Here is a 23,676-nt window from a genome sequence, read left to right as displayed (position 1 = left end):
CGTGAGACGCCTGTGAGACGGGACCCGAGCACCAGAGGTCCTGTTCACGATGAGCACCACCCACTTCCCCACCCCCACTACGCCGCTCCGACGGCCACCGCGGCGCGTTCGCCCGCCCTTCGACATGAGCGGCGCCGAAACCCTCGACAGCCAGCAGCCGGACGAGACCACCGACCAGTGGCGCGCTCGCCGCCACGCCGACCATGCCGCCGCCATCCTGGAGCCACTGGACGGCATCGAACTGGGTGAGCACGACCGGCACGTCATCGAGTGGCTGGCCGACCAGGACACCTCGGTCGTCGGCACCGTTGCCAGCCTCCTCTACCGCGCCCGCGCCGTGGACGGTGCCCGGTGAGCATCGAGGCCATCGACTGGGCGCTCAACCGCGCCCCCATCCCCACCGACCGCAAGGACGCCTCGACGCTGGCGATCACGCTGATCGCGCTCGCCAACCACGCCGGCCCCGACGGTCGGGACGCGTTCCCGTCGGTCGAGCGGATGGTGCGCTACACCCGTCTGTCCCGGCGGACCATCCAGCGTTCCCTGCGGTCGCTGGTAGAGCTGGGCCTGATCTGTGCGGGCAACACGCGAGTGCGCGACGCCAAGATCCCGGAGGCCAACGCACGACCCCACGTCTACGACCTCCTGGCCCCCGAGTTGTCCACAGCCTCGAACGAGAGGCGTCAGGACGACGCCCCTCCGACCAGCCGGGGGCGTCAGCAGAAGCGCCTGGGGGCGTCAACAGCGACCGGTGGGGGCGTCAGCACGACGCCCAAACCGTCCTTTAACCGTCCAGGTAACCGTCCTACGCCGAGCGCGCCCGATGGGCGCTCGGCGGTGCGGCCGGTGTGCGGCCACTGCGATGCTCGCGATTCCGACCCGGTCTCCGCTCGCGTGGTGTGGCTGGACGAGGACCGCACGCGGTCGGTGCCGTGTCCGCGCTGCGCACCGCAGCGGGGCGGAGGTGCCCGATGAACCGCGTGCACGTCGCCTACATCGAGTCCGCCACCCTTGCGCACCCCGGCGGCTGGATTTCTCCGGCGCACTGCTTGGAGAACCGGGAGGCCGCCGAACGGCTGCGCGACGCGACCAACCTGCTGTCCGGCCGCAACGCCGCCGCACGCCGCACCTGGCGCATCACCGACTGCCCCGGCGACAACTGCGGGGTGCGGCGATGACCGTCCTCATCCCGTTTCCCGAACCGAGCGACGAGGACGTACAGCGCGCCGTGGCCGAAGTCGTGAAGTACGTGGCCGGACAGGCTCCGGCCGTGTCCAACCCGATCCCGGTCGTCGTACCGCCAGCCACCAGGCGGGTCCGGGAGTTGCGCGCTGAGGTGGACGAGGCGCACGCGCTGCTGGAGTTGCAGGCCGACGCCGCGCCACTGCTGCTCGACACCGACCGGGTCCGCCGCAGCCGCAAACGCGCCGCCGAGGCCGCCCGGCTGCACGCGCTGGCCCAGGACCCGGCGGCACGGGCGGGGCAGGCGGCGCGGGTGCGCCTGGTGCTCACCGTCGTGGCTTTGGTGGCGCTGGTCGGTGCGCTGGGCTGGTCCACCACAGGTGTCCACTTCACGCTCACGCGCGGCATGGTCGAGAGGACCGCCGCGTGGTGGGGCGCGTGGGCGGTGGAGCCGGTGATCTCGGCGGTGCTGTTGGTGGTCGTCGGGGCGCGGGCGTTCCTGGCGACTCGGGGCCGAGTGCTGCGGCACCGGCACCTGACCGCAGTCGAATACGGGGCGCTCGCGGTGACGCTCACGCTGAACGTGTGGCCGTACCTGCCGTGGGTGTCGGTGCCGTGGGCGCGGTTCGACGCGATGCAGCTCCTCGCGCACGCCATCGGACCGTTGGTCGCGGTCGGCGCGGTAATGGTGCTTCCGGTGATCTGGTCGGCGTTCGCGGACCTGGACCACGGCCTCCCAGTAGGCCCTACCGCCGCCACTACCGGCCCGGAGTACAGGGACAACGCTCCTGACACGACGGCGGCACAGCACAGGGCTACCGACGACCGAGTAGCCCTACTGGTGGACCGTGCCCGGCGGTTGATCGCCACCGGTCGGTTGCCCGCCGACCCGTCCGCGACCCGCCTCCGGGAGGCGCTGGGGTGCGGCACCGACACGGCCCGCGAGGTCCGCGACGCCCTGCGCGGAGGTGCCGCATGAGCCTGACGCGGCAGAAGGACGACGTGGCCGGCGAGCTGATCCCGTTCCCGGACACCACTGGGCACGAGGCGGCCTCGGTGTCGACCGTCGGGGCGGGTGCCGAGAAGCCGGGCGCGGCGGACACGGTCGAGGCCGCCACGCCGGTGCTGGACGGCGAGCTGATCATCGATGCCGAGTACCAGCGTTCCCGTGTCCGCCAGCTGGCCGAGTCGGCGGCGTCGCGGCTGCCCGCCCAGTGGCAGACCGCCGAGTCCGCCCGCCAGGCCGGGGCTGAGCTGGCGGGCCGGGCGGTGATGATGCCGGTGCGCTACTCGGCGGCCGTCGGACGCGGCTTGGCGGTATCGGCACGGGCCTGGTGGGCATGGGTGCGGGTGGCCGATTTCTACGAGGCGTCCAAGGCCGCCGACCGGTTGGCCGACAAGTGGCAGGAGATCGCCGTCGTGCGCCGCCGCCGAGGCGCGATCTCTGTGATGGCCGTCGGCGTGACGGGGTTGAGCGGGCTCATCGCCAAATTGACCGCTGGTTCGCTGCCGCTGGTGGTCGCGGGTGGCGCGGTGTCGGTGGTCTTGGCGGTCACCGGGCAGCGCAAGGACGGCGCAGGCGGGCGGAGCACCCGTCTGGGCTCCCGGTCGCTGGCGTGGCTGATGAATGGCGACCACCTGGTAATCGCGTTCCGCGACGCCAAGCTGATCGGCCGTGATGAATCGTTGATGCTGGTCAAGCCGCCGCGCCACGACGGTGCCGGGTGGGCGCTGACCATCGACCTGCCGCCCAGCCGCAAGGCGTCTGACGTGATCGGCAAGCGGGAGGCGCTGGCTTCTGCGCTGGCGGTTGACGAGGTGCGGCTGATCGTGGAGCGGGTGCGCGGCGACGACGGCCACGCGGGCAGGCTGGCGCTGTGGGTGGGCGACGCCGACCCCTACGCCGCCGAACCGGTCCCCAGCCCGCTCGCCTCGGTGACATCCTGGGACTTGTGGCGGCCGGTGCCGTTCGGCACCACCGCCCGCGGCGCGGCGGTGAACCTGCCCGTGGTGTGGACGTCGCTGCTGATCGGCGCGATCCCACGCCAGGGCAAGACCTTCGTCGCCCGTCTGCCGCTCACCGCCGCTGCGCTCGACCCGCACGTGCGGCTGGTCATCGCCGACGGCAAGGGAGGTAAGGACTTCCGGCCGTTCGAGCAGGTGGCGCACCGGTTCATCCGAGGCTCGCGCGAGGCCGACGCCCGCCGCCTAATCCACGTGCTGGAGGAGTGCGCCGCCGACGTCGCCGACCGGTTCGACCGGCTCGCAGACATGGACGACGAGCTGTGCCCAGAGTCCAAGGTCACTCCAGAAATTACCCGCGACCCAGCCCACAGGATGCCGCTGACCGTGATCGGCATCGACGAGGTGCAGAACTTCCTCGCCCTGGACGTGCCGTTGGACGAGGACAACCCGAAGGGCAAGAAGATCGGCGGCCGAATCTGCGAGTTGCTGACCTACATCGCCAAGACCGGCCCGGCCGCCGGCTACTCGCTGATCCTGGCCACCCAAAAGCCGGACGCCCAGGTCATCCCAGACGGGCTGCGCGGGCAGCTCGGCACCCGCTTCGCACTGAAGACAATGACCTGGCAGGCGTCGGAGACCATCCTCGGTGCGGGTACCTACAAGGCCGGCATGGACGCCTCCAAACTGCTGACCAGCCACAAGGGTGTCGGCCTACTACTGGGCGCGGACGGGGAGACCGAACTGTCCGCCGGTGACGCGGTGACCGTACGAACCCACCTGCTGCACATCGCCGCCATTCGTGCCGCGTGTGAGCGCGGTCGGGTATTGCGTGAGCAGGCCGGGACGCTGACCGGGGACGCCATCGGGAAGCGCGACCTGATGGTACTGGACCCGACGGTGGCCGCGCGTCTGGCCGACGAGGTGACCGCCACCGCTACCGACCGGAAGCCGGTGGACGCCGAACTGGTGCACGAACTGCCTGAGGTCCTGGCGCTGCTGGACGGCTTGATCGGCGACGACGAGCACGGCCTGGTGCCCACAGGCGCGCTGGCCGCGCGCATCGGTTGGGACGTGAAGACGCTCGGCGAGGCACTGCGCGCAGCCGGAGTGCCCTCGGCGGGCAAGCGCCGCGTGGAGGGCCGCCCAAACCCGGTCAGCGTGGTCGACGTGGACGCCGTCCGTGCCGCGATCGACGGCTGAGAGCTCGGCACGGGGTCGGAACACCCGTTCCGACCCCGACACGCCCCTGTTCCCACTCCATCTGACCGCCCAGAGGCCCGTGAGCTGCACGGACAGGCGATGTTCCACCCCTCAAGGTCACCGTGGCTTGCCTGTCACAGGGATTCTCAAGCCTAGAAACGGGCTTCGTTCCGACCCGCATCGGCACACAGTTGAAGTCGGCACACCAGTGAGGAAACCGATGCTCACGATCAACACGTCCCGCGAGTTCCGGCCCGGCCGCTGGCTCGCCCTGGCCGCCGCCGCGTGCGTGATCGCATACTTCGCCGGCGTGGTGTCTGCATCGCCCGTCGACACCACGCCCCGCACCACCGTCGGAACCATCACGGTGGGTTGGAGGCATCAGACCGGCACTGAGTTATAACAACGGCCAGAGGTGTCCAACGGCGAACCGACTGCCCTGGCTGGCCTACATCGAGGCCCCGCCTGACGTGAGGCCACCGCCGCAGTCGAGTTCACTCACCGGACAGCGACGTTGTTCCAGTTACAGCATCAACCAATTGGTCGCCTTCCCATCGACACCGATGGCTACTATCGGGCCAGTAGCCGCCCTATGACCGAGACAATTCCCTCACTAACGACAGTACGGACTAGCTGTTAAAAAACCCGACCGTTGGATCATTTATCGTACCCACAAGCATTGCTCTGTCCAGGAACCGGTTGAATTCCTCACAAGCTGTCTCAGGCAGCAAGGCACAACTATGACATGCCGCGAGGTTGCACGACTCCGGACCCTGCCCTGACTCACCAACGTCCATGCAGACCGGATCAGAGGCGCACCAGGCCGCGTTCTCACGGGCCGAGCGCAACACAGGTTCCAGGCGGCCCGGTCTGCCCATACGGACAAGGCCGCCCATCGTCCCTTCGGAGTCTCCCGACGCTGTGTAGACGAGCAGGCCCGACATGGCATCGGGTGCCTCCGAGACGAACAGCCGTTCACGGAGTGCCGCAGAGCTGTACCCGCATTCGAACACCAGCTGGTTGATAAGCAGGTGTGCAAATGTGTGAATCAGGACCATTCTGGCGGTCAGCGGTCCGGTTCGGGTATCACCACGCACAGCGGTCTCACTCAGTTGAACCAGCCGCGCGATCCGGTCCGCGACACTGAGCCGCGACTCCCACTCGGCAAGCCTTTCCGCGTCGAACTCCAGATATATACCCTCCCCGTACACCTCGTATGCAGGAAGCCACTGCTCCGAATAGTCGACAGCTGTGGCTCGCAGCATGGCCTTGCCAGCTTCCCGCGAAGGTGGCTGCGGATAGACCCGGGAGAATCCCCAAAGCGCACGGGTCTCACGGAGGCGGTCCACGAGAGTGACCCGATCGAGCCACTCGTCAAGATCGTCATCATATGCGTCGCGGTCGACGGCGGTGATGCGCAGCGACTCGTTCGAGCTTGGCTTACGCAGCATCTCGTATTCTGGACGCCGGAACTCCTGCTCGCCGACATCCGCGCCGTCCACGTGACTTTCACCCGCCTTCTCCGCGGCCATTGCACGCAACGCCTCGCGCATGTCCTCATCGGATATGCCCGCGCTCTGTGGTCCAGCTTGTTGTTTGACCAGTTCGGGCGTTACTTCGTGGCCGAAATCCATGATAGCGCTCACCACAGCACCAACGGTGGGCTGATGCAGGATGTCAAGCGCATCCTGGACGCCCGTCGTGTACTGCGGGAGATAGATCGAGCTAGCAACCTGCGCAAAGTAGACGTTCGAAGCTCCCCGCAGGCTCGCTCGGATTGGGGCGGCACACGCCTCGGCGCTGTTGGCTCCGTGCCACGGCATCGTTCCCCGACAAAGGAACTCTGTTCCGTCCTCGAGGTTGCTCGTGAGCCGAGAGCCGTCCGGCCCCGCTATTGTGACGTCCCGCAGGGTGCGCGGACGCACCCCGCACTCGCATTCGACACGCTGTCCGTCCAAGGTGCCGCCGCCAGTCGAGATCAGTTTGAGCTCGCCGCGGCATGCGGGGTTGACGCTCCTGTGCACCCATTCCCGCCACGGGAAGTCCATGATGTGCCCGTTCTCGCAGATCGCAACGAAAGACACTTGCACCATCAGACTGTCATACTTCGCACCCGCGTGGATCGGGGCATCACACGCCGGTTTCTCCTGCAATGAAAGCGGATGCTGCTTGAGGCGCTTGCAACCGGAGTACGGACAGAAACTCCAGGTCGGGAAGCGGAGGAACGGCACTGTCAGCCCTACGTTGACCGGATGCGCACCTGAGGACTCACGCATGCGGAAGTCGGGTGGCAGGCGGAATCCTCCAACCTTGAGCCGCTGCTGGAGGCGCCACTCGCTCACCTCGAACTCCGACAGATCCAGATCGCTATGCTCAGGCTTTGCGAACCAGTGGTCGAGCCCTGCCCCAATTACAGACGTGCCGTTGGCAAGTACACTCATCGAGCCCACACCGAACGGAGCGATGAGCTGGGCGCGGCGGATGATTCCTTCCATCGCTCGCCTCACTGCTCCTCACCCTCCTCTGCGCTGTCGCCAGCGTGCGCGGCGTAACTCGAGGTGACCTCGATCTTGCAGTTCGCGTCCACATTTCGCATGGATGTCGGCGTCTCCCATGTCCGCCCGCGTACCTTCTCCTCAACGGAAGTGCCTGGCCAGCGAATGAGGCCGTTGGCAGGATCGCCGTACTCGGGATTCGCGTCCCACTTGGTCCGCTCCCAGTGCTGCCATTGGTGGAGGCGCCTCTTGAGGATCCGTTCGAGGTCTTCCATGTCGACGCCGTCCAACAAGCCAGCACGTTCACGCAGGAGGTCGGCGGCCTTCGCCATCAGTTCGCCTGGCACCGGGTACGGCTTCTGCATGAGCGATCCCCGCTGCCTCACGTAGGCCACGATTGCCGCGTGGACTGCTCGCTCCAACACCGGGAGCGCGAACGGTGTCACGCTGGTCGGCTCGACCTGGGCGTAGAGCCGCTCGTGGTAGGTGCGGAACCGCTCGAAATGGGAGCGGTCCCGGGGCTTGGCGGCGCCGTAGAGAGTGACAACGAGCCCAGGACGCTCCTGCCAACGCCTACCTACCCGGCCGCTCACCTGAATGTACTGGGACGTGGTCTTCGGCTGGCCGACCACGGCCATCAGCGACAGGCGGTCGATGTCGATGCCCACCTCGATGATGTTGGACGCAAGGCACACGTCGACGCATCCCTGCTCCCCCAGGCTGACCTCCAGATCGGCGATCGCGCGTGGCACTTCGTCATTCCTCAGTCGGCTCGTGAGCTCGAGTGGACGCCGTGGCCACCGCTGGCGGTTCCGGTCGAGGCCGTCACGGTTGTTCATACCGCCTAGGTAGGTTGGGATGTCCGCCTGGAACAGCGTCAAGGTGTTGCCGAGTTCGCGCAGACTGTTGAAGAAAGTTAGGCACGTCCACCACGGGTCGCGCTCGTCCTCCGGCAGGTCCATGGGCGCTTGAAGGAGCGCGGACGCGGTCCGCACTTGTGCGGTCTGCATCGACCCAAGACCCGGTCCGTGGACGCCGACGTACCGCCTACCGGGCTCAAGGCTGCCATCATCACGACGCGCCCAGGTTGCGAAGAACGAGTCGTCCGCAGTCAGGCCGTGCGGTGGAAAGAGCCTGGCATCCGCACGACCGTAGAGGTTCCGCACTTGCTCGCGATATCGGCGGATGGTCGCGGTCGACGCCACAATCTTGGGCTTTACCCGTTTGGGACCTGCTCCAGTGCAGAGATCCTCGATCACGGTCTCGTACAAGCCAGCCATCGACCCCAGTGGGCCGGAAATCAGGTGCAGTTCGTCCTGGATGATCAAGCCTGGAGGTGAGGCGGCCCGTTCACCGGTGGGGCCGATCCCGAACAATGAGCGCGCTTCAGGCTTCCAGGCAAGCAATGCGAACTTGTCGATCGTACCGATGACGAGGGTGGGTCGCCGTGCGTACAAGTCCTCGTCCACTACGTACACCGGCAGCGGCTTCCGGTGGAAGTGGCAGCGACTGTCAGAGCATAGAAAGCGAACACTGTTTCCTACCTTACGGTAACCCGCGACCGCATACTTCTTCCACCGGCCCTTTTGGTGTTCGGGGATCGCACCGAAAGCCGCATTACACCAAGGGCAGCGCAGCAACAGGAAAGGATTCTCCCCACCGCTTGGCAGCTTCCCGAGTTTCGCCAGAGCGTCGCTGCGACTGTTCGGCGTGCTACCACGCCCAACCCAGATACCGATCGAGAACTCTTCAAGGCCCAGCTCGGGCGTCTTCTCCTTGAGTTCTTCCATGGCGCACACCAGCGCCGATGCCCGGAGAAACTGTTGGCTAGTCAGAAGCCTAAGAGTGTACCGCATGAGAACTTCCGTGCCCACATCAGCCTTGTCCTCTAGGCGGCGCAGGAACATGCTGAACGCCGCAACAGCCAGATAAGCTTCGGTCTTTCCGCCACCGGTCGGAAAGAAGATCAACTCGACTGTTTCCCTGTGCTCGCTGTCGCCATTAGCGACCGATTCCAGAACAGCGAGGAAGAACGCAATCTGGAACGGCCTCCACTGGCCGCGTTCGACAGGCGGTTCTGAAGTGGGCGGCTTTCCAGCAAAGACAAAGCTGCCGTCAGCATCAAGTGTCGCTTTTCGGACATCACCGCTGGACCTGGCCTGCTGGGTGAGCATAGCGCGGTTGGCAAGCAGGAAGGCTTTTCGAACCTTGGGCACGTCCTGTACGAGCCGCCAGCCCGCCCGCATCCTTCGTAGCGCCGCTACGCACTCGTCCAAGTGGTCTTGCGCTGTTGCCTTCATCTGATCCGGCAGGGTCACGATTTCCGCGCGCTTGTCGGCTATCCACGAGTTGTACGCGTCGAGAAGTCCGCCGATCTGGGTGAGGGCTTCCGACATGCGGGCTTCGTCTGCCAGAACACGCATGTCAACGGTGAGCTCGCGACCGCCCCGCTTGATCACCGGGGTGATGCTGGGTGCCTCGAAGACGGGCAAGACCGTGGCCTTGACCCAGTCGACCCCTTCGGCGTCTACCACGTCGCCCCAGTTGGCCGCACAGCCGTGCCCGACCGCGTACATCTCGTGTTTGCGGTACAGCATAGTGATGCCGGCCTGCTCCGGGTCATCGGAGAACTCGTCGGCAGCCGACCTGTAGGGTAGGACGACCGCACCATCTTGGGCTGTGACCGTGAAACCGCTCTGGAAGAGACTCGCGAGGTCCTTGCGTCCAGTTGTGCGGTTCTCGATGTAGAACGTGACGAGGCGGTCTTCCGAATCGTCGATCGACCTGCTGTACGCGCCGACTCCGATGTCGAGGTCTTCGTCCCCGGTTCGCTCTCCAGCCGAAGCGTCCTCGTGGACTGTCTTGCGGCCGACATGCGCCGTGAGGTCTTCTGCCGTGAAGACGGCGTGGACGGTAACCTGCTCGCGCCGGAACCAAGATCGCTCGGCTTCCCCGATTCGCACAGGAAGCACTCTGTAGCGGCCGAATCCGGCCGAAAGCTTGACACGGCTGCCCTTGGGAAGCCGAACCCTGCACGTGACCCCCATGGAGCTGGGCCGGTAGGTGTTCGCGCTTCCCAGGTCGAAGTCGTCGTCGTCGGCAAACTTGGTGTTCGCACCCTGGAGCGAGTCCCGGATGTTGGCGCTCAGCTTGGCGAAGTCCTGCTCGGGCATTCGCTTATCGCTGGGGATATCGTTCTCGCCGATACGATCCTCGTCCTCGCTCGTACCGTTCCTTGTGGACGACTCCGCGTTGAACAGAACACCGACGCCATAACGCGTCGCAGGCCCCGCTTCGGTGAGAATCTCCTCTCCTGTGGCCTGGTCGTGCCACGGTCCGCGCGCCTGCTCCCAGGTGGTGAACTTCAGCGCAGCTGAAGTGTCGAGTGGCTTTCCACCGGGCTTCGGGCCAACGAGTTCGGCCGCCAATGCGGCCTCGACCTTCTTCCGGGCTCCAATGAAGTCAGGCAACGGTGCCCCTTCTCTTGACGAGATCGGTGATGGCCGCTCCAATGCGGCTGCTCACCAGAAGACAGAGCGGGCCTGTGCTCCGTGTCATGGCGATGTACAGGAGATCTTGCGCCGAACGCCCGTCAAGGTCTTCGACATCCGTAACGATCACAGCCGGGGCGTCGAGTCCTTTGAACGCATGCACGGTGCCGTACCGCACCCGTCCGACAACGGCATCACCAAATGGAGCCAGTCTCCTGGCGAGTACGGCGTCCTGGGTGCGGGCTGCCGCCCCGGTCGCCCTCGCCGAAAGGATGACGACGTCGTCGACCTCGTAGCCTTCCCGCTGGAGCCTCTTTAGCTGGGTTAGGAGCAGGCGTTCCTGGTCGGCTTCGCTCGTGTAGGGAAGGAACACGACATTGACGCCGTCGTCTGGCCTGCGGAAACCGTGGTACCCGGGCTCCATGCCTGCGAGGATCGCGGCCATGCTGCCCACGCGAGGCGTATTTCGGCAGTTGCGCCCAAGGACGGCTTCGACGGCGTCCGCAGCTCGAAAGCCGAGATCGGCACGACCAGTGGTGCGTCCGAAGATGGCCTGGCGCTCGAAGTCCCCAAGCATCCGCCATGTTCCAGACGAGAGGCCACCCTTCAGCGTCAGATCGAGGATGTCGAGGTACGCCGGATCCATCAGGTCCTGTGCCTCGTCCACGAGGAGCACATCGGCTGCTGGGGCCGTGCTGTCCAGCATCGCCTCAAGCGCAAGCTCGGGAAGTTTTTCACTCCACCACGTCGACGGCGCGTTGGTGGGAGGGCGGATCGCTGCTTCCCGGCACATCAGGGCGTGCAGTGTTTCGACTCGAACCCCTTCTGGCACAACGCCCCGCAGCCACTCCGACAGAAGCCTGCTGTAACAGATGAGCAGGACGGATCGGCCGCGCATGACGTTCCTCCGCGCTTCTTCGAGGGCCAGGAACGTCTTGCCGGTGCCAGCTGGGCCGGTGAATAGCACACGGGGCGCGCGGTCCATCGTGTCCAGCGCGTCATACTGCTCCTCCGTGAACCGAAGGACGTGCTGAGCACGCCTGCTCCGCAGCGATTCGACCGAGACCGCGAGCTCGAACTCAGGCCGCAGACAGCGAACGACCTGCTCGCACGTCTTTGCATCGGGGCCCTCATACGGTGTGCTGCGGGCTTTCCGCTCGAGGTGTGCTCGTCCCTTGCTGAGCACCTCGATGACTGTGGCCGCGATCGGTCGCGCGAGGTCACCCTGGTCGAGCAGTTGCCAGTCGTGCCATTCCACGCTGGGCGGCAACTGCGCCCGGCAGTTGGTGAACCAGACCGCACACAGCACCGGTACGTCGGCGAGTTCCGGACGCGACTTGCGGAGGAAGGCCATGATGCTGCGCATCTGGTCGTCGGCCTGCTTGAACGGGCTTCGCGGGGTCGGATCCCGCCTGCCAAGCAGCCAGTTCCCGTCGGCGTCCCGGGCAACCCGCTTGTGAGCCTTGACCTCGATGCACAGAACCCCAAGTCCTGGAACCACGACCACGAAGTCGACCTCGCCGCAGACCTGGCTCGGGTGGTCGGCCAGATCCAGTGAGTGGAGCACCGTCCAGTCGTTGGTGTCCGGGGCCGTCTGGAACCGCTCGAAGAGCCTCAGTTCACCAGGGCTGGACGTGTCCTGGTCGAAGATCGACGGAATCATGCGAGCCATTCGGCACCCCTGAGCTTCAGCGCGGTACGAAGTGCGGCCGCCGGCACAGTGGTCGTTTCCGGTGAGACAGCGACGACCTTGAACAAGGTGATCTGTAGGGAACTGGTGCCGGTGCCCACAGCGAGCGTCACAGAGTCCTCGGTCTCCAACCGGCGCACGACAGCGTCGTCGACACTGTCGCCCAGCTCCTTGACCAACTGCTGACCGGCCTTGTGGTGAGCGGAGTAGAGCAGCTTCGCCGCGCTGCAACACGCCTGCGCGTCAGCCATACCGAGATGTGCGAGGAGTTTCTCGAATACAGCCTGGCGTGGACTGATGCAGTTCTTACCAGCCCAGTACTTGGCATAACCGAGGGACAGTTGAGGCATGCCGAGCGCGCGTCGGAGATCCCGGAGGCCGCCCACTGCAAGGTGACGTCGCAGAGCGCTCTTCCACAAGTCCTGCTGCTTCCTCACGGCCGCCTCGCGATCACCGAGGATGGCACCGATCCGCGGCAGCAACGTCTCGCGCTCGCTGATCCCCTTGCGCAGCATGACGACGCTGCCCGCATCGAGGTCAGTCGCCGGGATCTGCCGGACCCAGCGGCCAGCTGACCCAGCCGGGTCGATTCCGCGGATGGTGTCGGCATCGGCGTCCAAGTAGAAGCCATATCCGCCAGCGAGCACTACCAGGCGCGCTGGGACGTCGTCGGAGGGATCGCCGTCCTGTGGCTTGCCCTCGATCGGCTCTACACCCGACCAGTCGACTATGTCTGCGGGCGACCGGATGCTCTCAGACGTGGGGTCAGTCACTCCCTGTCCTGGAGGCAACAAGAGCTGCATTCTGGTGCCCCCCGCTGCGGCGAGTAGCCCGGAGACCTCGTTCCGGTCGCGCAGCCAGCCATGGTGTACCAATGCAAGCTTGACGCAGCGCGGCGCCGTGAAGAGTTCGTCGGCAAACCACGACGAGAGGCCGACCACGACCGCCAGGTCCCAAACCGGACCGTTCAGGAACTGACGAGGCCCCAGAAACGCCACGCCTGGAAGGCGCTCGCCCAGAACCCGTTGGGCCTCTTGCCGGGCAGAGACACCGACGGAGACGATGCAGACGCTCCCGCTGGCATTCTGCGCTGCGGCCGATACCAGATCGCCGAGCCTGTCGTCTGCATTGTGCAACTCCTCGGCCGCCTCGATGACAAGGTGCAGTTCCGCAAGAAGGGCCGGGTCGACCCGCTCGGCGAGGTGGCGAGCCTGAGTCCGCAGCACGCGCAGCGCGGCGTCGATCCCTTCTGGACCACCGTGTGCAGCGAGCGGGCGGGTGAGCAACAGCCAGCGCATGGCGGCAGCGGCGTTCCGCGCCTCGGCCCAGACCGGCGGTCGGCCGCGGTCATCCACACGGGCCACGAACGCTGAGACGGCCGTACAGACCCGGCGCACCGGCGGGTCGTGGGCGACCAGCCGCTGCACCTGGAGCTCTCCGGCAGCGCGGTACTTGGCGAGTGCCTCCAGTAGCCTGCTCATACGGGCTCTCCGAATGCAACCGCCTCAACCGCAGGCGGCGGCGTCCAGCCAATTTCCCTCAAGTCGAACCGCTCCGCACTTCGCCGCTGGTTGAGGACCGCCTCGGCCGCAGCGGACGCCGAGGAGTCACTACGGTGCACGAGCGCCAGGACGATGTCGGCGTCGTGGATGTTCCCGAGCCATCGGTGCACAGCCGCCGCTCCATCGAGGATGAGCAGACGCTGTCCCCTTTCCGCAGCTGGGAGAGGCCAGTCGAACGACTGCGTTCCGCAGATCACGCTGTGCCAGCCCTGTGGCCCGTATCTGTTGAACGGCCGGAGGATCTCGTGCACAGGCCCGAGCCTGGCCCCGTCTCCGGGCCTGGCAACGAGCAGGTTCGCCTCCTCCGCGAGGTCTCCCGACGGGCCCATTACTACGCAGGCGGTTCGCCCTTCAGTGGCAAACAGCCCCGGTTGTGCGGTCGGCAGCATGTTGCGGATGAAAGCGCTGTCGTAGGCGATGTCGTACCGCTGTTCTCGATAGTCGGGCTGCGCCCACGGCGCCTGCGAGATGTCCGCGCAGTGCGGAGGGCTGAGCGACTTCCGGCCGAACTTCAAGTTGCCCTTGGAGTCCACACCCATTACCGGCCCCACCTCGACCTTTCCGCCCCCAGCCATGACGGCTCGCACCATCGTGCGCGGCGGCAGGGCGGCAAGGCGGTGGAAGTTGAACTCCGGATCGGGCAGGACGCGGTCGCGATAAGAGAGGCGCACTATGCCGAGTGCAGCCATTACGGCCGCGTACTCCCGCGTCGGTGCGGCGGCTGCGACCACCACTTTGCGAAATCTGCTCGGCACGTAACCGGTCACAACTCTCGCCATACGCGCTCCGAGAGCCTGCCAGGAGTCCATCCACTCGGGCGAGTCCTGCTCGGCTCCTGACTCGTCTGAGATGGTCAGCAACGGCTTGCGAGCACGCTTCACCGACGAGTCCACCTCCCCGATGGGTACACCGCGACTCTTCTCGTCGCCCACGGCCTGCAACCGCCGCGAACCGCGAACGCTCCTGGAGTCGTAATCAAGCAAACCGGTCACCTCCGGGTGATCGCCAGCGGAGCGTAGTTCGCTACACCCACTTGGACCACCATTGGGCGCCTCCACAGGGTCACACAGCGAGCAGAACCTAGGGCAACCTGTACACATAGCGCAAAGTTCACCCTTTCGGGTGAATTGATCTTCACGGGATGCCCTGCGTGCGGCGATCGACCTCGCTGATTGAGATCGGAACGATACAAAGGGCGTAGGACCGCAATAATGCGGCGTCGAGTCGCGACGTGGCTCCGATTAGCGTTCTGGCGCTGGCACGCCTGCCATGACGGCCCCACGCCGCGGCCACCCTCCGCGTCTCCACCCTGCTCCCACCAATAGAGTGAAGCCGACCTGGACACCAGGTCTCACGCGCACGAGGCTCTACCTGCACGTAGGGAGGTCGGTCGGTTGTCCCGCCCACAGGAGAGCTGGGCATCCAGCGATGCGATCCGGCGGACGATGCTCGGCTGTCGAAGCAGGGACACGCGACCGGAGAAGGCACTCCGCTCGCTGCTACATGCCATGGGGCTCCGGTTCCGGGTGTGCACGCGACCGGTGGCCCAGGTTCGTCGGACCGCCGATGTCGTGTTCACAAAAACTCGAGTGGCCGTCTTCATGGATGGCTGCTTCTGGCACGGCTGCCCGGAACACTACCGCGTTCCCCGGACCAATACCTCCTACTGGGTTGACAAAATTAGCGGCAACCAGATGCGAGACCGCCAGACCGATGCGTTGCTTCAAGACGCAGGCTGGACAGTCGTGAGGGTCTGGGAGCACGAAGACACACTCAACGCCGCACGGACAGTCGCGCATGCGGTTTCTCGCGCACGGGAACACATGACTTCGGGTTCCCACACCTCATGAACATGGTTCCCTACTGGAAAACAATCGCGTAGACTTCCACAGTCTGTGCGCTTTCCACGTCCGTAGTTTCAGGTGAGGCCCGAGGAGAAACGTTGACTCCCTTGCGCGCTGTCTCCCTCTTCTCAGGATGCGGCGGCTTCTGCGAGGGAGTGCGCCTCGCCGGGTTCGCGGTCCGTGCTGCGGTCGAACTCGACCGGTATGCAGTGGAGACCTACCGGCACAACTTCCCCGACGTACCTCTCTTCCACGGCGACGTGAGCGACTTCCTGCGTGACGACTCGCCTGTGTGGCACGAGGAACGGGCACGCTTCCACCACCTCGTGGGCACACCGACGGATCTGGTGTTCGGTGGCCCGCCCTGCCAGGGTTTCAGCCAGATCGGGCCACGCGCGGTCGACGACGCTCGCAACACCCTCTACCGCGAGTTCATCCGAGTGCTGACCGTCTTGCGTCCCAAGGTCTTCCTCATGGAGAACGTGCCAAACATGCTCCTGCTCGCAGGTGGCCGATTCAGGGATGAGGTGCTCGACGCACTCGCCCAGGCGGGGTATTCGAACGCGGGTGTGACGCTCGTGTCCGCAAGCGACTACGGGGTCGCACAGTTGCGGCGCCGTGCGATCTTCTTCGGTGTGCGCGACGGATGCGACCTCGGTATGGAGGCGCACGACTTCCTCGTCAAGAGCCTGGAGTGCGAGCGAGTCGCCACGCCCACGGTGGGCCAGGTGCTGCGGGATCTCCCCGAGGAAGTGTCGCTGGACGACGCACCACTTCCCTACCCATCTGGGCAGAGATCCACCCGAGCAGGCTGGGAGTACCGCGTCGACCGCGAAGGGCAGTGGTACTCTAAGGACCTCAAACTGACCGCGCTCGGCCACGTTCCCGCTCTCCTGCACAACCACCACACCAAGGGGATGCAGGAACGCCGACTCAAGTTGATCAAAGACCTCAAGCCCGGTGCCAACGGCAAGACCCTGCGGCCGGAGGTGTGGTCGGGCGCGCGCGCGGAGAAGTGGCGCCGTCTCCACTCCGACAAGCCTTCTCACACCATCCTGGCCCAGATGCACAGGGACATGTCCGAGTGGGTCCACCCATGGTTGGACCGCTGGATCACCGTGCGCGAGGCGGCGCGACTCCAGTCGTTCCACGACGGCTTCGTGTTCAAGTCGAGCGAGTGGCAGATGCTCAAGCAGGTAGGCAACGCCGTCCCGCCTCTGATGGCCCGTGCGCTGGCCACAGTCGCAGCCGCTGCTATAGCTCGCATCGATACCAGTGAAAAGGAACCGAGCCCACACCCTCGAGCCCGCTCACGGACGCGAGCGCCGAGACGCCCCCGCGCCGCTAGACGGTGATGACGATCTCGCCGCACGGTCCCCGGCCGAGGGAAGCGGGAGTCGTGGTTGTCTCCTCCTGTCAACTCGAAGGCACATCGACTCGACGAGTACGGAACTAAAATCAGCCGGGATCACCGACGAAAGCGCCCCAAGACGCTTAACTTGCCAGGTGGCACGCCACGCTGGCTGGTCACCGCCACGCTGGCGCAGCCGATCAGGCCGACGCCTTGCCCTCAATGCACCAAGTATCTGAAGAGTCGACCAGCGACCGTGGACGAACTGGTCGCCCACTCGCCGTAAACCCGGAGTTCTGGCACACGACCTGGTCGCCAACCTGCGGCGGGACGCCGAGCAGTTCCTGAACGAGACCGGCAGATGCGGATCGTCGCGGACCTGGGCACCGAACTCGAGTCACGTGGGCGCAGGCGTGCAGCTCCGCCCCGGAGCTCCAAGACACTGTTCTGGCCCGGTTCTGAGGCTCTACGGTTGGCGAGCGCTTTGCGGCGGGTGGCGGGTGGCGGGTGGCGGGTTCACGCTCGCATGGCTGGATCGTCCTGCTGCGATAGCGACGTACCCACCACCCTGGCCGCGGCCTGCGCCGAGTCGAGCAGGGACTTCAGCAGGTGCTCCAACAGCGTTCCTGACCCCAGGCCGGAGGAGACCAGCAGGTCGGAGAGCGCTTCGCGCTGCTCATTGGGCAAGTTCGCTTGTGTGTCGCGGTGTCGGAGCACGTCGCGGGCGGCGTATCCGTCGCTGGCTTTGATCACTTCGTCGGCCACCTGGGCAAGGACACTGTCTGCCGCTTCGGGATCGGTGGCAGCAGCGAGTGTGGTCACAGTCAGCCCGAGCTGGGCGCGGAAGGCCGCGTAGCCGGGCATCGGCTCGTGCCCGACGAAGTACCCAATCATCGCGTACACGTCCCGGCGTGCAGACACATCGGCGGCATGGGCGCACATCACCTTGAGGCAAGAGGCGACCTGGAGTTCCCATGGTTGCACTGGCGTGCTTTCCGCCAGCGCCGCGATGGCCGCCGCACCTGCTCCGTCCAGGCAGTGGGCCACGATCGTGGCCTGCCGTCCCTCCATGAGGTGCAGCCCGACTCCTCGGTGGGCTTGCGCGTGGGCGACCGCATCGTCCCAGCGTCCGGCGAGGGTCAGCGCGCGGATACCATCCCCGACGAGGTGTAGCCATACCCATTCGCGCAGCTTGTGGTGTTCCTGGCGGGTGCCGGTGAGGTCGGTCAGCGGCAAGGTCTGTCCGTCGACGTCCAGGTCTGCCTTGGACATGACGGCGCGGTGCATCGCCGTCAGCAGGTGCAGCGCCTGTTCTCCGTCGCTGGCGCGGATCTGGAGTCGAGCAAGGTTGAGGACGGGTTCGAGCATGTACCTGGCCTGGAGCACGGTGAGCGGGCGGTCGGCGGCGACGCGGTAGAGGTCGATGTGTTGCCAGCACAGGTCGCGGGCCAGGCTCGGCACGCCGCAGTCGCTGGCGATCAGCGCGGCCTTGTTCAGGGCATGCGCTCCTTCGGCCAGACCGTCGGTGCCCGCTTGTCCCGCTTTGTGGGCGATGTCGGCGACCTCCTGGACTCGGCGCACGAGTGAGGGACAGGCGGGGCGTGGCCTGCCGAGGAGCGGGAAGCGGCGGGCGGCGGCGACCAGTGTCGTGGGGTCCATGGGTCAGCTCCGGGGCAGCAGGGCCGCGGTCGCCGCGCGGGCGAGGATGCCCTGGCTGGCGGCCGACAGGCCGAACCGGTTCCAGTGGAAGATCAGTACGTGGGTGAGGATCGCGCGGACTCCGCGGTCGAGGCGTCCTTGCGCGGCGGCGTCGCCGAGCCGGCGGCCGGCGTTCTGGAACGCGGCGAGCCAGGGCGCCGCGTGCTCGACCGCTCCACCGGAGGTGAACAGCTCGCTGGTCGGCAGGTCGGGGATCGACAACAGGACGCGCACGTTGGCGACCAGTTGCTCGATCCGTGCGGCGTCCGCGTCGGCGGGTGCGGGTCGGAACCGGGCGACCCTGTCGAAGACGTCGCCGCACTCGAACACGTCGAGTCCGGCGGCGCGCAGGAGGCCGCTGAGCAGCAGGATCGACAGTTCGCGGCGGCCGAGGCCCGGGGCGTCGTGGCTCAGGTAGTCGAGCACACCGCGGGTGTCGGCGCAGAACAGGTCGTGGACGGCGTCCATCCCGGAGGGGCCGCCGAAGGCGGCGGTCTCCGGTTCGTACACCGTCGGCCACCACCGCGCGATGACCCCTGCCGCAGTCATCTCGTCGAGCACGTGGTCGACAGCTGCGGTGTCCGCACCGTGCAGACGCAGCCGCCAGCAGGGATGTTTGCGCAGAAACCACCACCCGCCCACCGCCCCAGCGGCCTGGAGGTGATCCAGGAGCGGCCCGAGTTGCGCCGCACCTACAGCCTCGGCAGTGGACCAGTCGGGGAACTCGACGCGCACCTGGTACCAGTCGTGTTCTGCATGTCGTTCCAGCGCCGCGAGGCCCGCCGCCTGGTAGACGTACACGGCTTCGTCGAGGTCGGCGCGGTCCAAGCCGCTGTTCGCCGCAACGGTCTTCAGGTCGGTGCCCGCGAGCACGGCGAGCACGCTGGCGGCGAGTTCGTGCGGGGATGTGGTGGTCAGGTGATCAGCAGACATGCGTCCCATCCCGTGTGCGGTGGCTCGGCGTGTTGGGTGGTTTCCAGCGCCAGTCCCACTCCGGCGCCTCCGGTCAGCAGCCCGCCCTCGTCCGCTTGGTCGCCGAGTTGGCGGGCGTGCTGGGTGAGCCTGGCGGTCAGTGCCGGGAGGCGTCGGCCGATGGCGGGGTTCCGCGCGTCGTGGGCGGCCCGGTAGGCGGTCTGGTAGACGCCAGCCATGCCGTGGCACAGGCCCGGTTCGGTGATCCGGTCGAGCTGCGTGTCGGTCAGGGTCGCGGCCAGGGCGTTCTCGGCGGCGTCCTGGAGTCGTAGGTCGTCGGTGGCGATGGCGGCGAGTTGTTGGGCGCGGGCGATGCCGACGGTGCCGTAGCACCAGGACGGGCGGCCTGGTGCGAATTGGGTGGGACGGCCGGTACGCAGTTCTTCGCGGGTGATCCACTGCGGCCACCACGGTCCGTCCGCCGAGTCCTGCTGCCACTGGTCGAACCAGTCGTTCAGGACGGCGATCGCCTCGTGTTGGCCGTCGACCACGCAGCCGTGGGTGGTGGCGAGGGCAAGCAGGGCGAGCAGCCCGGCCGCGCCGTGCGCCATCCCGAAGTTCGCGTGCCCGCCGGGGGTCGGCAGGATCTCGTCCGGGTCGTGGGCCACCCACCACCCCGGCAGCTCGACGCCGTCTTGGCGGCGCGGCTCGGTCAGTGCGACTACATACCGCAGGATCCCGGCGAGGACGTCGCTTCCGGGGTTGCGGCGCACCAGCAGCGCACCGATCCCGGTCAGCCCGTAGAAGAGGTCGAACTCGGCGAACGTGGTGGCCTCGCCGCGCTCGATCCTGCCCGCGGCGGTCGCCAGACGCCTACGGGCCAGGCGCAGCACGTGCTCGTCCAACGCCTCGCAGGCCGCGCGGTAGCGAGGATGCCTGTCCGAGGCGGTGTGCAGCATGAACGCAATCGCCGGTGCCCCGTAGTACAGGCCAGCGTGTTCGGCGGCGTCGATCGGCCCGCCCGTCGCTTGCCGGATGTGGGACCGGGCGGTTTCCCAGCTTCCGGAGCCGGTCCAGGCTCGCTCGATGTGCAGCAGCGCCGTCCCGGCCGCGCCTCGGGCCAGGGATTGACCGGCCGCTTCGTCGGCGGTGAGCGTGACCGCGCCGGGGTCGGAGTTCATCGAGCACCGGCCAGGGCGAGGCGGCGCAGCGCGGCGCCGCGAGCGAGTCGGCCGGTCTCCTTCTCGAACGTCGGATCGACGCCGACGGCACGGACGTGATGCTCGTGCAGCAGTGTGCGCAGCACGGTGCCCGGATCGCGATGTTGCTGCGTGAGGGCGTGGTGGTAGGTGGTCAGCGTGGTGTCGCGGGCAGTCCAGGCCGCAGCGACCGCCTCACCGCCGGGCAGGGCGCGGACGGCTCGATATCCGTCGTCAGGGTCGGCCAGATCGAGCGCGTGGTCGCGCAATGTCCGGTCTAGCGGGCCGTGTTCCCTGCGCAGGCATCCGACGAGCGCCCGGTACCCGGTCTGCGGGTCGGGGGCGAAGGACGCGGCCAAGTGTGCCATCGACGCGGCGGCCAGTGCCTGGGCGGGAATCCCGGATGCCCGGGTGGTCGTGATCTGTGCGATGGCGGCCGCAGTGTCGGCGGTGAACATGTCCTCGGCGGCAGCCAGCGCCGGGCCTTCGCCGTAGCGAGCGAGATGCTGCGGGTGGGCGGCGAGGGTGAGCTGGCACGGAAGACCCCGCGCGTGCAGGTCGGCCGCAAAGGCGGCCACCCTGGCGGCGACCGGCCCGTACTGTTCGGGGTTGGTCAGGCGCAGCAACACGGCCAGGTGCTGATCGGATTCGGGTCGGATCATGTCGCGGTGCCGTCGTACCCACCACGGCCCGACCAGACCGTCGAGGCTGTCGACGAACGCGGGCAGGTGGCCGGTGAGGATCTCGTCGAACCGCGCGGGGTTGCCCACCAACTGCGCGTGCACGATGGCGGAGGCACCTGGTCGAAGGACCGCACCGGGGGCCGCAGTTGCCGGAAGCGGCCGTGAGGACGGGGTGGCCGCGGTCATCGGGATCAGCAACTCCGTCGGACGTCCGATCCAGCCGTGGCCGTCGGATGGGCAGTCTTCTTGCAGCTCGATCCGCTCGGCCCGCTCCACCTGAGCCCGAAGTAAGGCGCGGTCCAGCTCCTGATCGAGGTCGAGCGGCAGGCGCAGTTCGCCGTGGCACAGCACGACCCGTGCCGGTACCCGCCACCGCTGCCGCCAGGAACGCAGCGAGTCCTTCTGCCAGCCGGATAAGTCTGAATCGCTAACGATCCAGCGGGCAGCGGAGAGCACCGTGTGCCGATACCGGATGCGGGGCACGTAGGGCAGAGCGCGGGCGGCGCCCAGATCGAATCCTCGGAATACCGCGTTGCGCGCGTCGGCGACCTCGGCGAGGAACCGAGCCAGTGGCGGAGTCTGGACGGTGGTGTCCAGGGCGTGCGGAATCCGGGGGATCACCCGTTGGCCGGTGGAACGCTGGACCAGGTACATCTGGTCGGCGTCGGCTGTGACCGCCAGGTCGTCCACGCTGATCACGCCGAGATGCGGGTGTGCCGGGTCGGGATGTTCCGAGAGTGGTACGACGTCCGGGAGTAGCGGCTGGACGCGCACCACGTTCTCGTTGTGCGGGCGGCGTGGTGGAAACGACAACTGCACCGCAACCGTCCCGTCCTGCGTTGAGTTCTCGGGTTCCGTGGCGTAGGTCGCGGCCAGCCGTGCGCGGTCGGCGTCGTCGAGCAGGTGGGCGAACCGTGCAGCCATGCTGGTGGGGATGCGTGGTGCGGCGGTAACTCGAAGGTGAAAATCACCTCGGTCGATCGCCTGGGCCGAGGCGGCGTACAACGCGACACCGAGTTCGACACGCTGCGGCGCGATGATGTCGGCGTGCTCCCCGACGGTCAACGCCTCGATGTCCGTGTCGGTCAGCGTGATCTCCTCGGCACCGTCCACCGTGGCCTGCTGAATCAACGCCATGAGGGCGGCGTCGCGTTCGGTCAGCATCCGCCAAGCGGGCCTGGCGCGTGGCGCACCGAGGTACCCGGCCGGGTAGCCGAGCCCAGAGTCGGCAACCAACTCCCGCACCGGCACCAGCGCACCGGGACCGTAATGAGCACGGAACCGGGCGTGGTAGTCCAGCCAGGCCGCCGAACCGAACGGCTGAGTGCCCACCCGCAGCAGAACACTGGCGGCGACCGTCGCCTCGGTCAGCACCCGTTCGGGAACGGTGATCATCGCGTCCAGCCGCACGTCGGCGGCAAAGACATGACCGGCATCCGGGACCACGGCGGTCATCTGCGTGCCGAGGGCCTTCCGGATCTCGATGGTCCGCATAGGGTCGGTGGTGCTGTTGTGATGGGCTAGGCGGGTACTGATGCCGTCGAGTTCACGCATCAGCCCGGCAACGTCGGGCAGGTCCTCTCCGCCGGCCGCACGTAGCGCGCGGACCAGGTGGGACAAGGCGTCAACGGTCGTCATCGGAGGGCGAAGGCTTGTGATCAACAGGCCGCCGTCGACCAGGCCGTGCAGTAGTGCATGGATCTTGTCCGGGGAGGCGGACGGGAACCGGGCGGTCATCTCGGCGGCGAGCGCGTCGAACTGAATCGGCGAGCCTGCTGCGGTCAGCGCGAACTGCACGGGCCGGTTGAGCCGTACCGAGGACTCCCGCAGCGGTCCTGGTGTGGAGGCGCCGACCTCGGCCCGGCGGTGCACGATGACGCGGCCGTCGCGCACGATCCTCGCGTTGTCGGCCACGACCGTCAGGCGCGGGCGCAGGCCCGGATGCCGTTCAAGCCGGTCGATCAGCGTTGTGACCCACTCGGCGTCCGCGCGCAGCACGGCCCGGTGCCCGCCGCCCACCTCGGCCTTCGCGGGCCCGATGGCGGCGGCGGTGATTCCGGCGAACAGTCCGAACGGGGTCGCGCGCCGCTGCCAGCGCAGCAGGTAGGACGCCACGGAGACGATGGCGCGGCGCAATTCCTTCACCGGATGTGGCCCGGCACCCGTGTCGAGGAGTTGGTCGAGGCGGGCACAGAGCACCGGGCTGGCCAGGTGCAGCGCCTCGCGTACCTCTCGGCGCGCCCACACCTTCGTCAACCATGCCCGGCCCTCCTGCTCGACCGCGGCGGGGTCGGACAGGTCCAGGTGCGTCGGAGGGTCGAGGTCACCGGGGTCTGTGGTGGCACGGACCAGGACGAGGCCGGTGTGCCGGTAGCGGGTGGACACGGTCATGGTGATCGGCTCT

Annotated in this window: 17 protein-coding genes; 8 read left to right on the top strand and 9 right to left on the bottom strand. The window is 67.1% G+C overall.

The window, feature by feature from the left end; all coding sequences use genetic code 11:
* Positions 1–124: 124 nt before the first annotated feature.
* The 6 genes from ACRAKI_RS09455 (at position 125) to ACRAKI_RS09430 (ending at position 4,750) form a co-directional block, all read left to right on the top strand.
* Positions 125–355 carry a hypothetical protein gene (locus tag ACRAKI_RS09455; protein WP_447006678.1) on the top strand — a complete coding sequence of 77 codons (231 nt, stop codon included), beginning with the start codon at positions 125–127 and terminating at the stop codon, positions 353–355.
* Complete coding sequence (locus tag ACRAKI_RS09450) at positions 352–975, top strand: helix-turn-helix domain-containing protein (RefSeq protein WP_447006677.1); 624 nt, start codon at positions 352–354, stop codon at positions 973–975. The genes ACRAKI_RS09455 and ACRAKI_RS09450 overlap by 4 nt, the downstream gene beginning before the upstream one ends.
* Positions 972–1,178, top strand: a complete 207-nt coding sequence (locus ACRAKI_RS09445) for a hypothetical protein (RefSeq protein ID WP_447006676.1) — start codon at positions 972–974, stop codon at positions 1,176–1,178. Before ACRAKI_RS09450 ends, ACRAKI_RS09445 begins: the two co-directional genes overlap by 4 nt.
* Positions 1,175–2,161 (top strand): hypothetical protein, encoded by a 987-nt coding sequence (locus ACRAKI_RS09440; protein ID WP_447006675.1) that lies wholly within the window; start codon positions 1,175–1,177, stop codon positions 2,159–2,161. Before ACRAKI_RS09445 ends, ACRAKI_RS09440 begins: the two co-directional genes overlap by 4 nt.
* Positions 2,158–4,347, top strand: a complete 2,190-nt coding sequence (locus ACRAKI_RS09435; RefSeq protein ID WP_447006674.1) for a cell division protein FtsK — start codon at positions 2,158–2,160, stop codon at positions 4,345–4,347. Before ACRAKI_RS09440 ends, ACRAKI_RS09435 begins: the two co-directional genes overlap by 4 nt.
* Before the next feature lie 220 nt (positions 4,348–4,567).
* Complete coding sequence (locus ACRAKI_RS09430; protein ID WP_447006673.1) at positions 4,568–4,750, top strand: hypothetical protein; 183 nt, start codon at positions 4,568–4,570, stop codon at positions 4,748–4,750.
* A gap of 226 nt (positions 4,751–4,976) precedes the next feature.
* Here ACRAKI_RS09430 and drmB read toward each other — a convergent pair whose 3' ends face one another.
* The 5 genes from drmB to ACRAKI_RS09405 are packed head-to-tail and all read right to left on the bottom strand — an operon-like array spanning position 4,977 to position 14,568.
* Positions 4,977–6,842, bottom strand: coding sequence for a DrmB family protein (gene drmB, locus ACRAKI_RS09425; RefSeq protein ID WP_447006672.1), 1,866 nt, complete (start codon positions 6,840–6,842; stop codon positions 4,977–4,979).
* Between the two features lie 8 nt (positions 6,843–6,850).
* Entirely contained in the window at positions 6,851–10,312 is a 3,462-nt protein-coding gene (locus tag ACRAKI_RS09420; protein ID WP_447006671.1) for a helicase-related protein, read from the bottom strand.
* A complete protein-coding gene (locus ACRAKI_RS09415) occupies positions 10,305–12,005 on the bottom strand; it encodes an NERD domain-containing protein (protein ID WP_447006670.1) in 1,701 nt (566 codons plus the stop codon). The genes ACRAKI_RS09420 and ACRAKI_RS09415 overlap by 8 nt, the downstream gene beginning before the upstream one ends.
* Positions 11,993–13,504 (bottom strand): hypothetical protein, encoded by a 1,512-nt coding sequence (locus ACRAKI_RS09410; protein WP_447006669.1) that lies wholly within the window; start codon positions 13,502–13,504, stop codon positions 11,993–11,995. Before ACRAKI_RS09410 ends, ACRAKI_RS09415 begins: the two co-directional genes overlap by 13 nt.
* Entirely contained in the window at positions 13,501–14,568 is a 1,068-nt protein-coding gene (locus tag ACRAKI_RS09405) for a hypothetical protein (RefSeq protein ID WP_447006668.1), read from the bottom strand. The genes ACRAKI_RS09410 and ACRAKI_RS09405 overlap by 4 nt, the downstream gene beginning before the upstream one ends.
* Before the next feature lie 411 nt (positions 14,569–14,979).
* Between ACRAKI_RS09405 and ACRAKI_RS09400 the strand changes: the two genes are divergently transcribed.
* Both ACRAKI_RS09400 and ACRAKI_RS09395 read left to right on the top strand, forming a co-directional pair.
* Positions 14,980–15,435, top strand: a complete 456-nt coding sequence (locus tag ACRAKI_RS09400; protein ID WP_447006667.1) for a very short patch repair endonuclease — start codon at positions 14,980–14,982, stop codon at positions 15,433–15,435.
* Positions 15,436–15,536: 101 nt separating this feature from the next.
* A complete protein-coding gene (locus tag ACRAKI_RS09395; protein ID WP_447006666.1) occupies positions 15,537–16,784 on the top strand; it encodes a DNA cytosine methyltransferase in 1,248 nt (415 codons plus the stop codon).
* Between the two features lie 512 nt (positions 16,785–17,296).
* Here ACRAKI_RS09395 and ACRAKI_RS09390 read toward each other — a convergent pair.
* From ACRAKI_RS09390 to ACRAKI_RS09375, 4 genes are read right to left on the bottom strand one after another with little or no spacing between them, the layout of a single operon-like run.
* Positions 17,297–18,439 carry a hypothetical protein gene (locus tag ACRAKI_RS09390; protein WP_447006665.1) on the bottom strand — a complete coding sequence of 381 codons (1,143 nt, stop codon included), beginning with the start codon at positions 18,437–18,439 and terminating at the stop codon, positions 17,297–17,299.
* Between the two features lie 3 nt (positions 18,440–18,442).
* Complete coding sequence (locus ACRAKI_RS09385) at positions 18,443–19,411, bottom strand: thiopeptide-type bacteriocin biosynthesis protein (protein WP_447006664.1); 969 nt, start codon at positions 19,409–19,411, stop codon at positions 18,443–18,445.
* Entirely contained in the window at positions 19,393–20,571 is a 1,179-nt protein-coding gene (locus ACRAKI_RS09380) for a lanthionine synthetase C family protein (protein ID WP_447006663.1), read from the bottom strand. The genes ACRAKI_RS09385 and ACRAKI_RS09380 overlap by 19 nt, the downstream gene beginning before the upstream one ends.
* Positions 20,568–23,663 (bottom strand): lantibiotic dehydratase, encoded by a 3,096-nt coding sequence (locus ACRAKI_RS09375; protein ID WP_447006662.1) that lies wholly within the window; start codon positions 23,661–23,663, stop codon positions 20,568–20,570. The genes ACRAKI_RS09380 and ACRAKI_RS09375 overlap by 4 nt, the downstream gene beginning before the upstream one ends.
* Between the last annotated feature and the right edge of the window lie 13 nt (positions 23,664–23,676).

The organism is Saccharothrix isguenensis (genome assembly GCF_052936305.1).
The sequence above is the reverse complement of the archived record's forward strand: the minus strand, read 5'-3'. Positions and strand labels throughout refer to the sequence as shown.

Excerpts from the sequence above, each read along its gene's own strand:
- ACRAKI_RS09455 (WP_447006678.1), top strand. The coding sequence starts at position 125 with ATGAGCGGCGCCGAAACCCTCGACAGCCAGCAGCCGGACGAGACCACC.
- ACRAKI_RS09445 (WP_447006676.1), top strand. The coding sequence starts at position 972 with ATGAACCGCGTGCACGTCGCCTACATCGAGTCCGCCACCCTTGCGCAC.
- ACRAKI_RS09440 (WP_447006675.1), top strand. The coding sequence starts at position 1,175 with ATGACCGTCCTCATCCCGTTTCCCGAACCGAGCGACGAGGACGTACAG.
- ACRAKI_RS09435 (WP_447006674.1), top strand. The coding sequence starts at position 2,158 with ATGAGCCTGACGCGGCAGAAGGACGACGTGGCCGGCGAGCTGATCCCG.
- ACRAKI_RS09430 (WP_447006673.1), top strand. The coding sequence starts at position 4,568 with ATGCTCACGATCAACACGTCCCGCGAGTTCCGGCCCGGCCGCTGGCTC.
- drmB (WP_447006672.1), bottom strand. The coding sequence starts at position 6,842 with ATGGAAGGAATCATCCGCCGCGCCCAGCTCATCGCTCCGTTCGGTGTG.
- ACRAKI_RS09415 (WP_447006670.1), bottom strand. The coding sequence starts at position 12,005 with ATGGCTCGCATGATTCCGTCGATCTTCGACCAGGACACGTCCAGCCCT.
- ACRAKI_RS09410 (WP_447006669.1), bottom strand. The coding sequence starts at position 13,504 with ATGAGCAGGCTACTGGAGGCACTCGCCAAGTACCGCGCTGCCGGAGAG.
- ACRAKI_RS09390 (WP_447006665.1), bottom strand. The coding sequence starts at position 18,439 with ATGGACCCCACGACACTGGTCGCCGCCGCCCGCCGCTTCCCGCTCCTC.
- ACRAKI_RS09385 (WP_447006664.1), bottom strand. The coding sequence starts at position 19,411 with ATGTCTGCTGATCACCTGACCACCACATCCCCGCACGAACTCGCCGCC.
- ACRAKI_RS09380 (WP_447006663.1), bottom strand. The coding sequence starts at position 20,571 with ATGAACTCCGACCCCGGCGCGGTCACGCTCACCGCCGACGAAGCGGCC.
- ACRAKI_RS09375 (WP_447006662.1), bottom strand. The coding sequence starts at position 23,663 with ATGACCGTGTCCACCCGCTACCGGCACACCGGCCTCGTCCTGGTCCGT.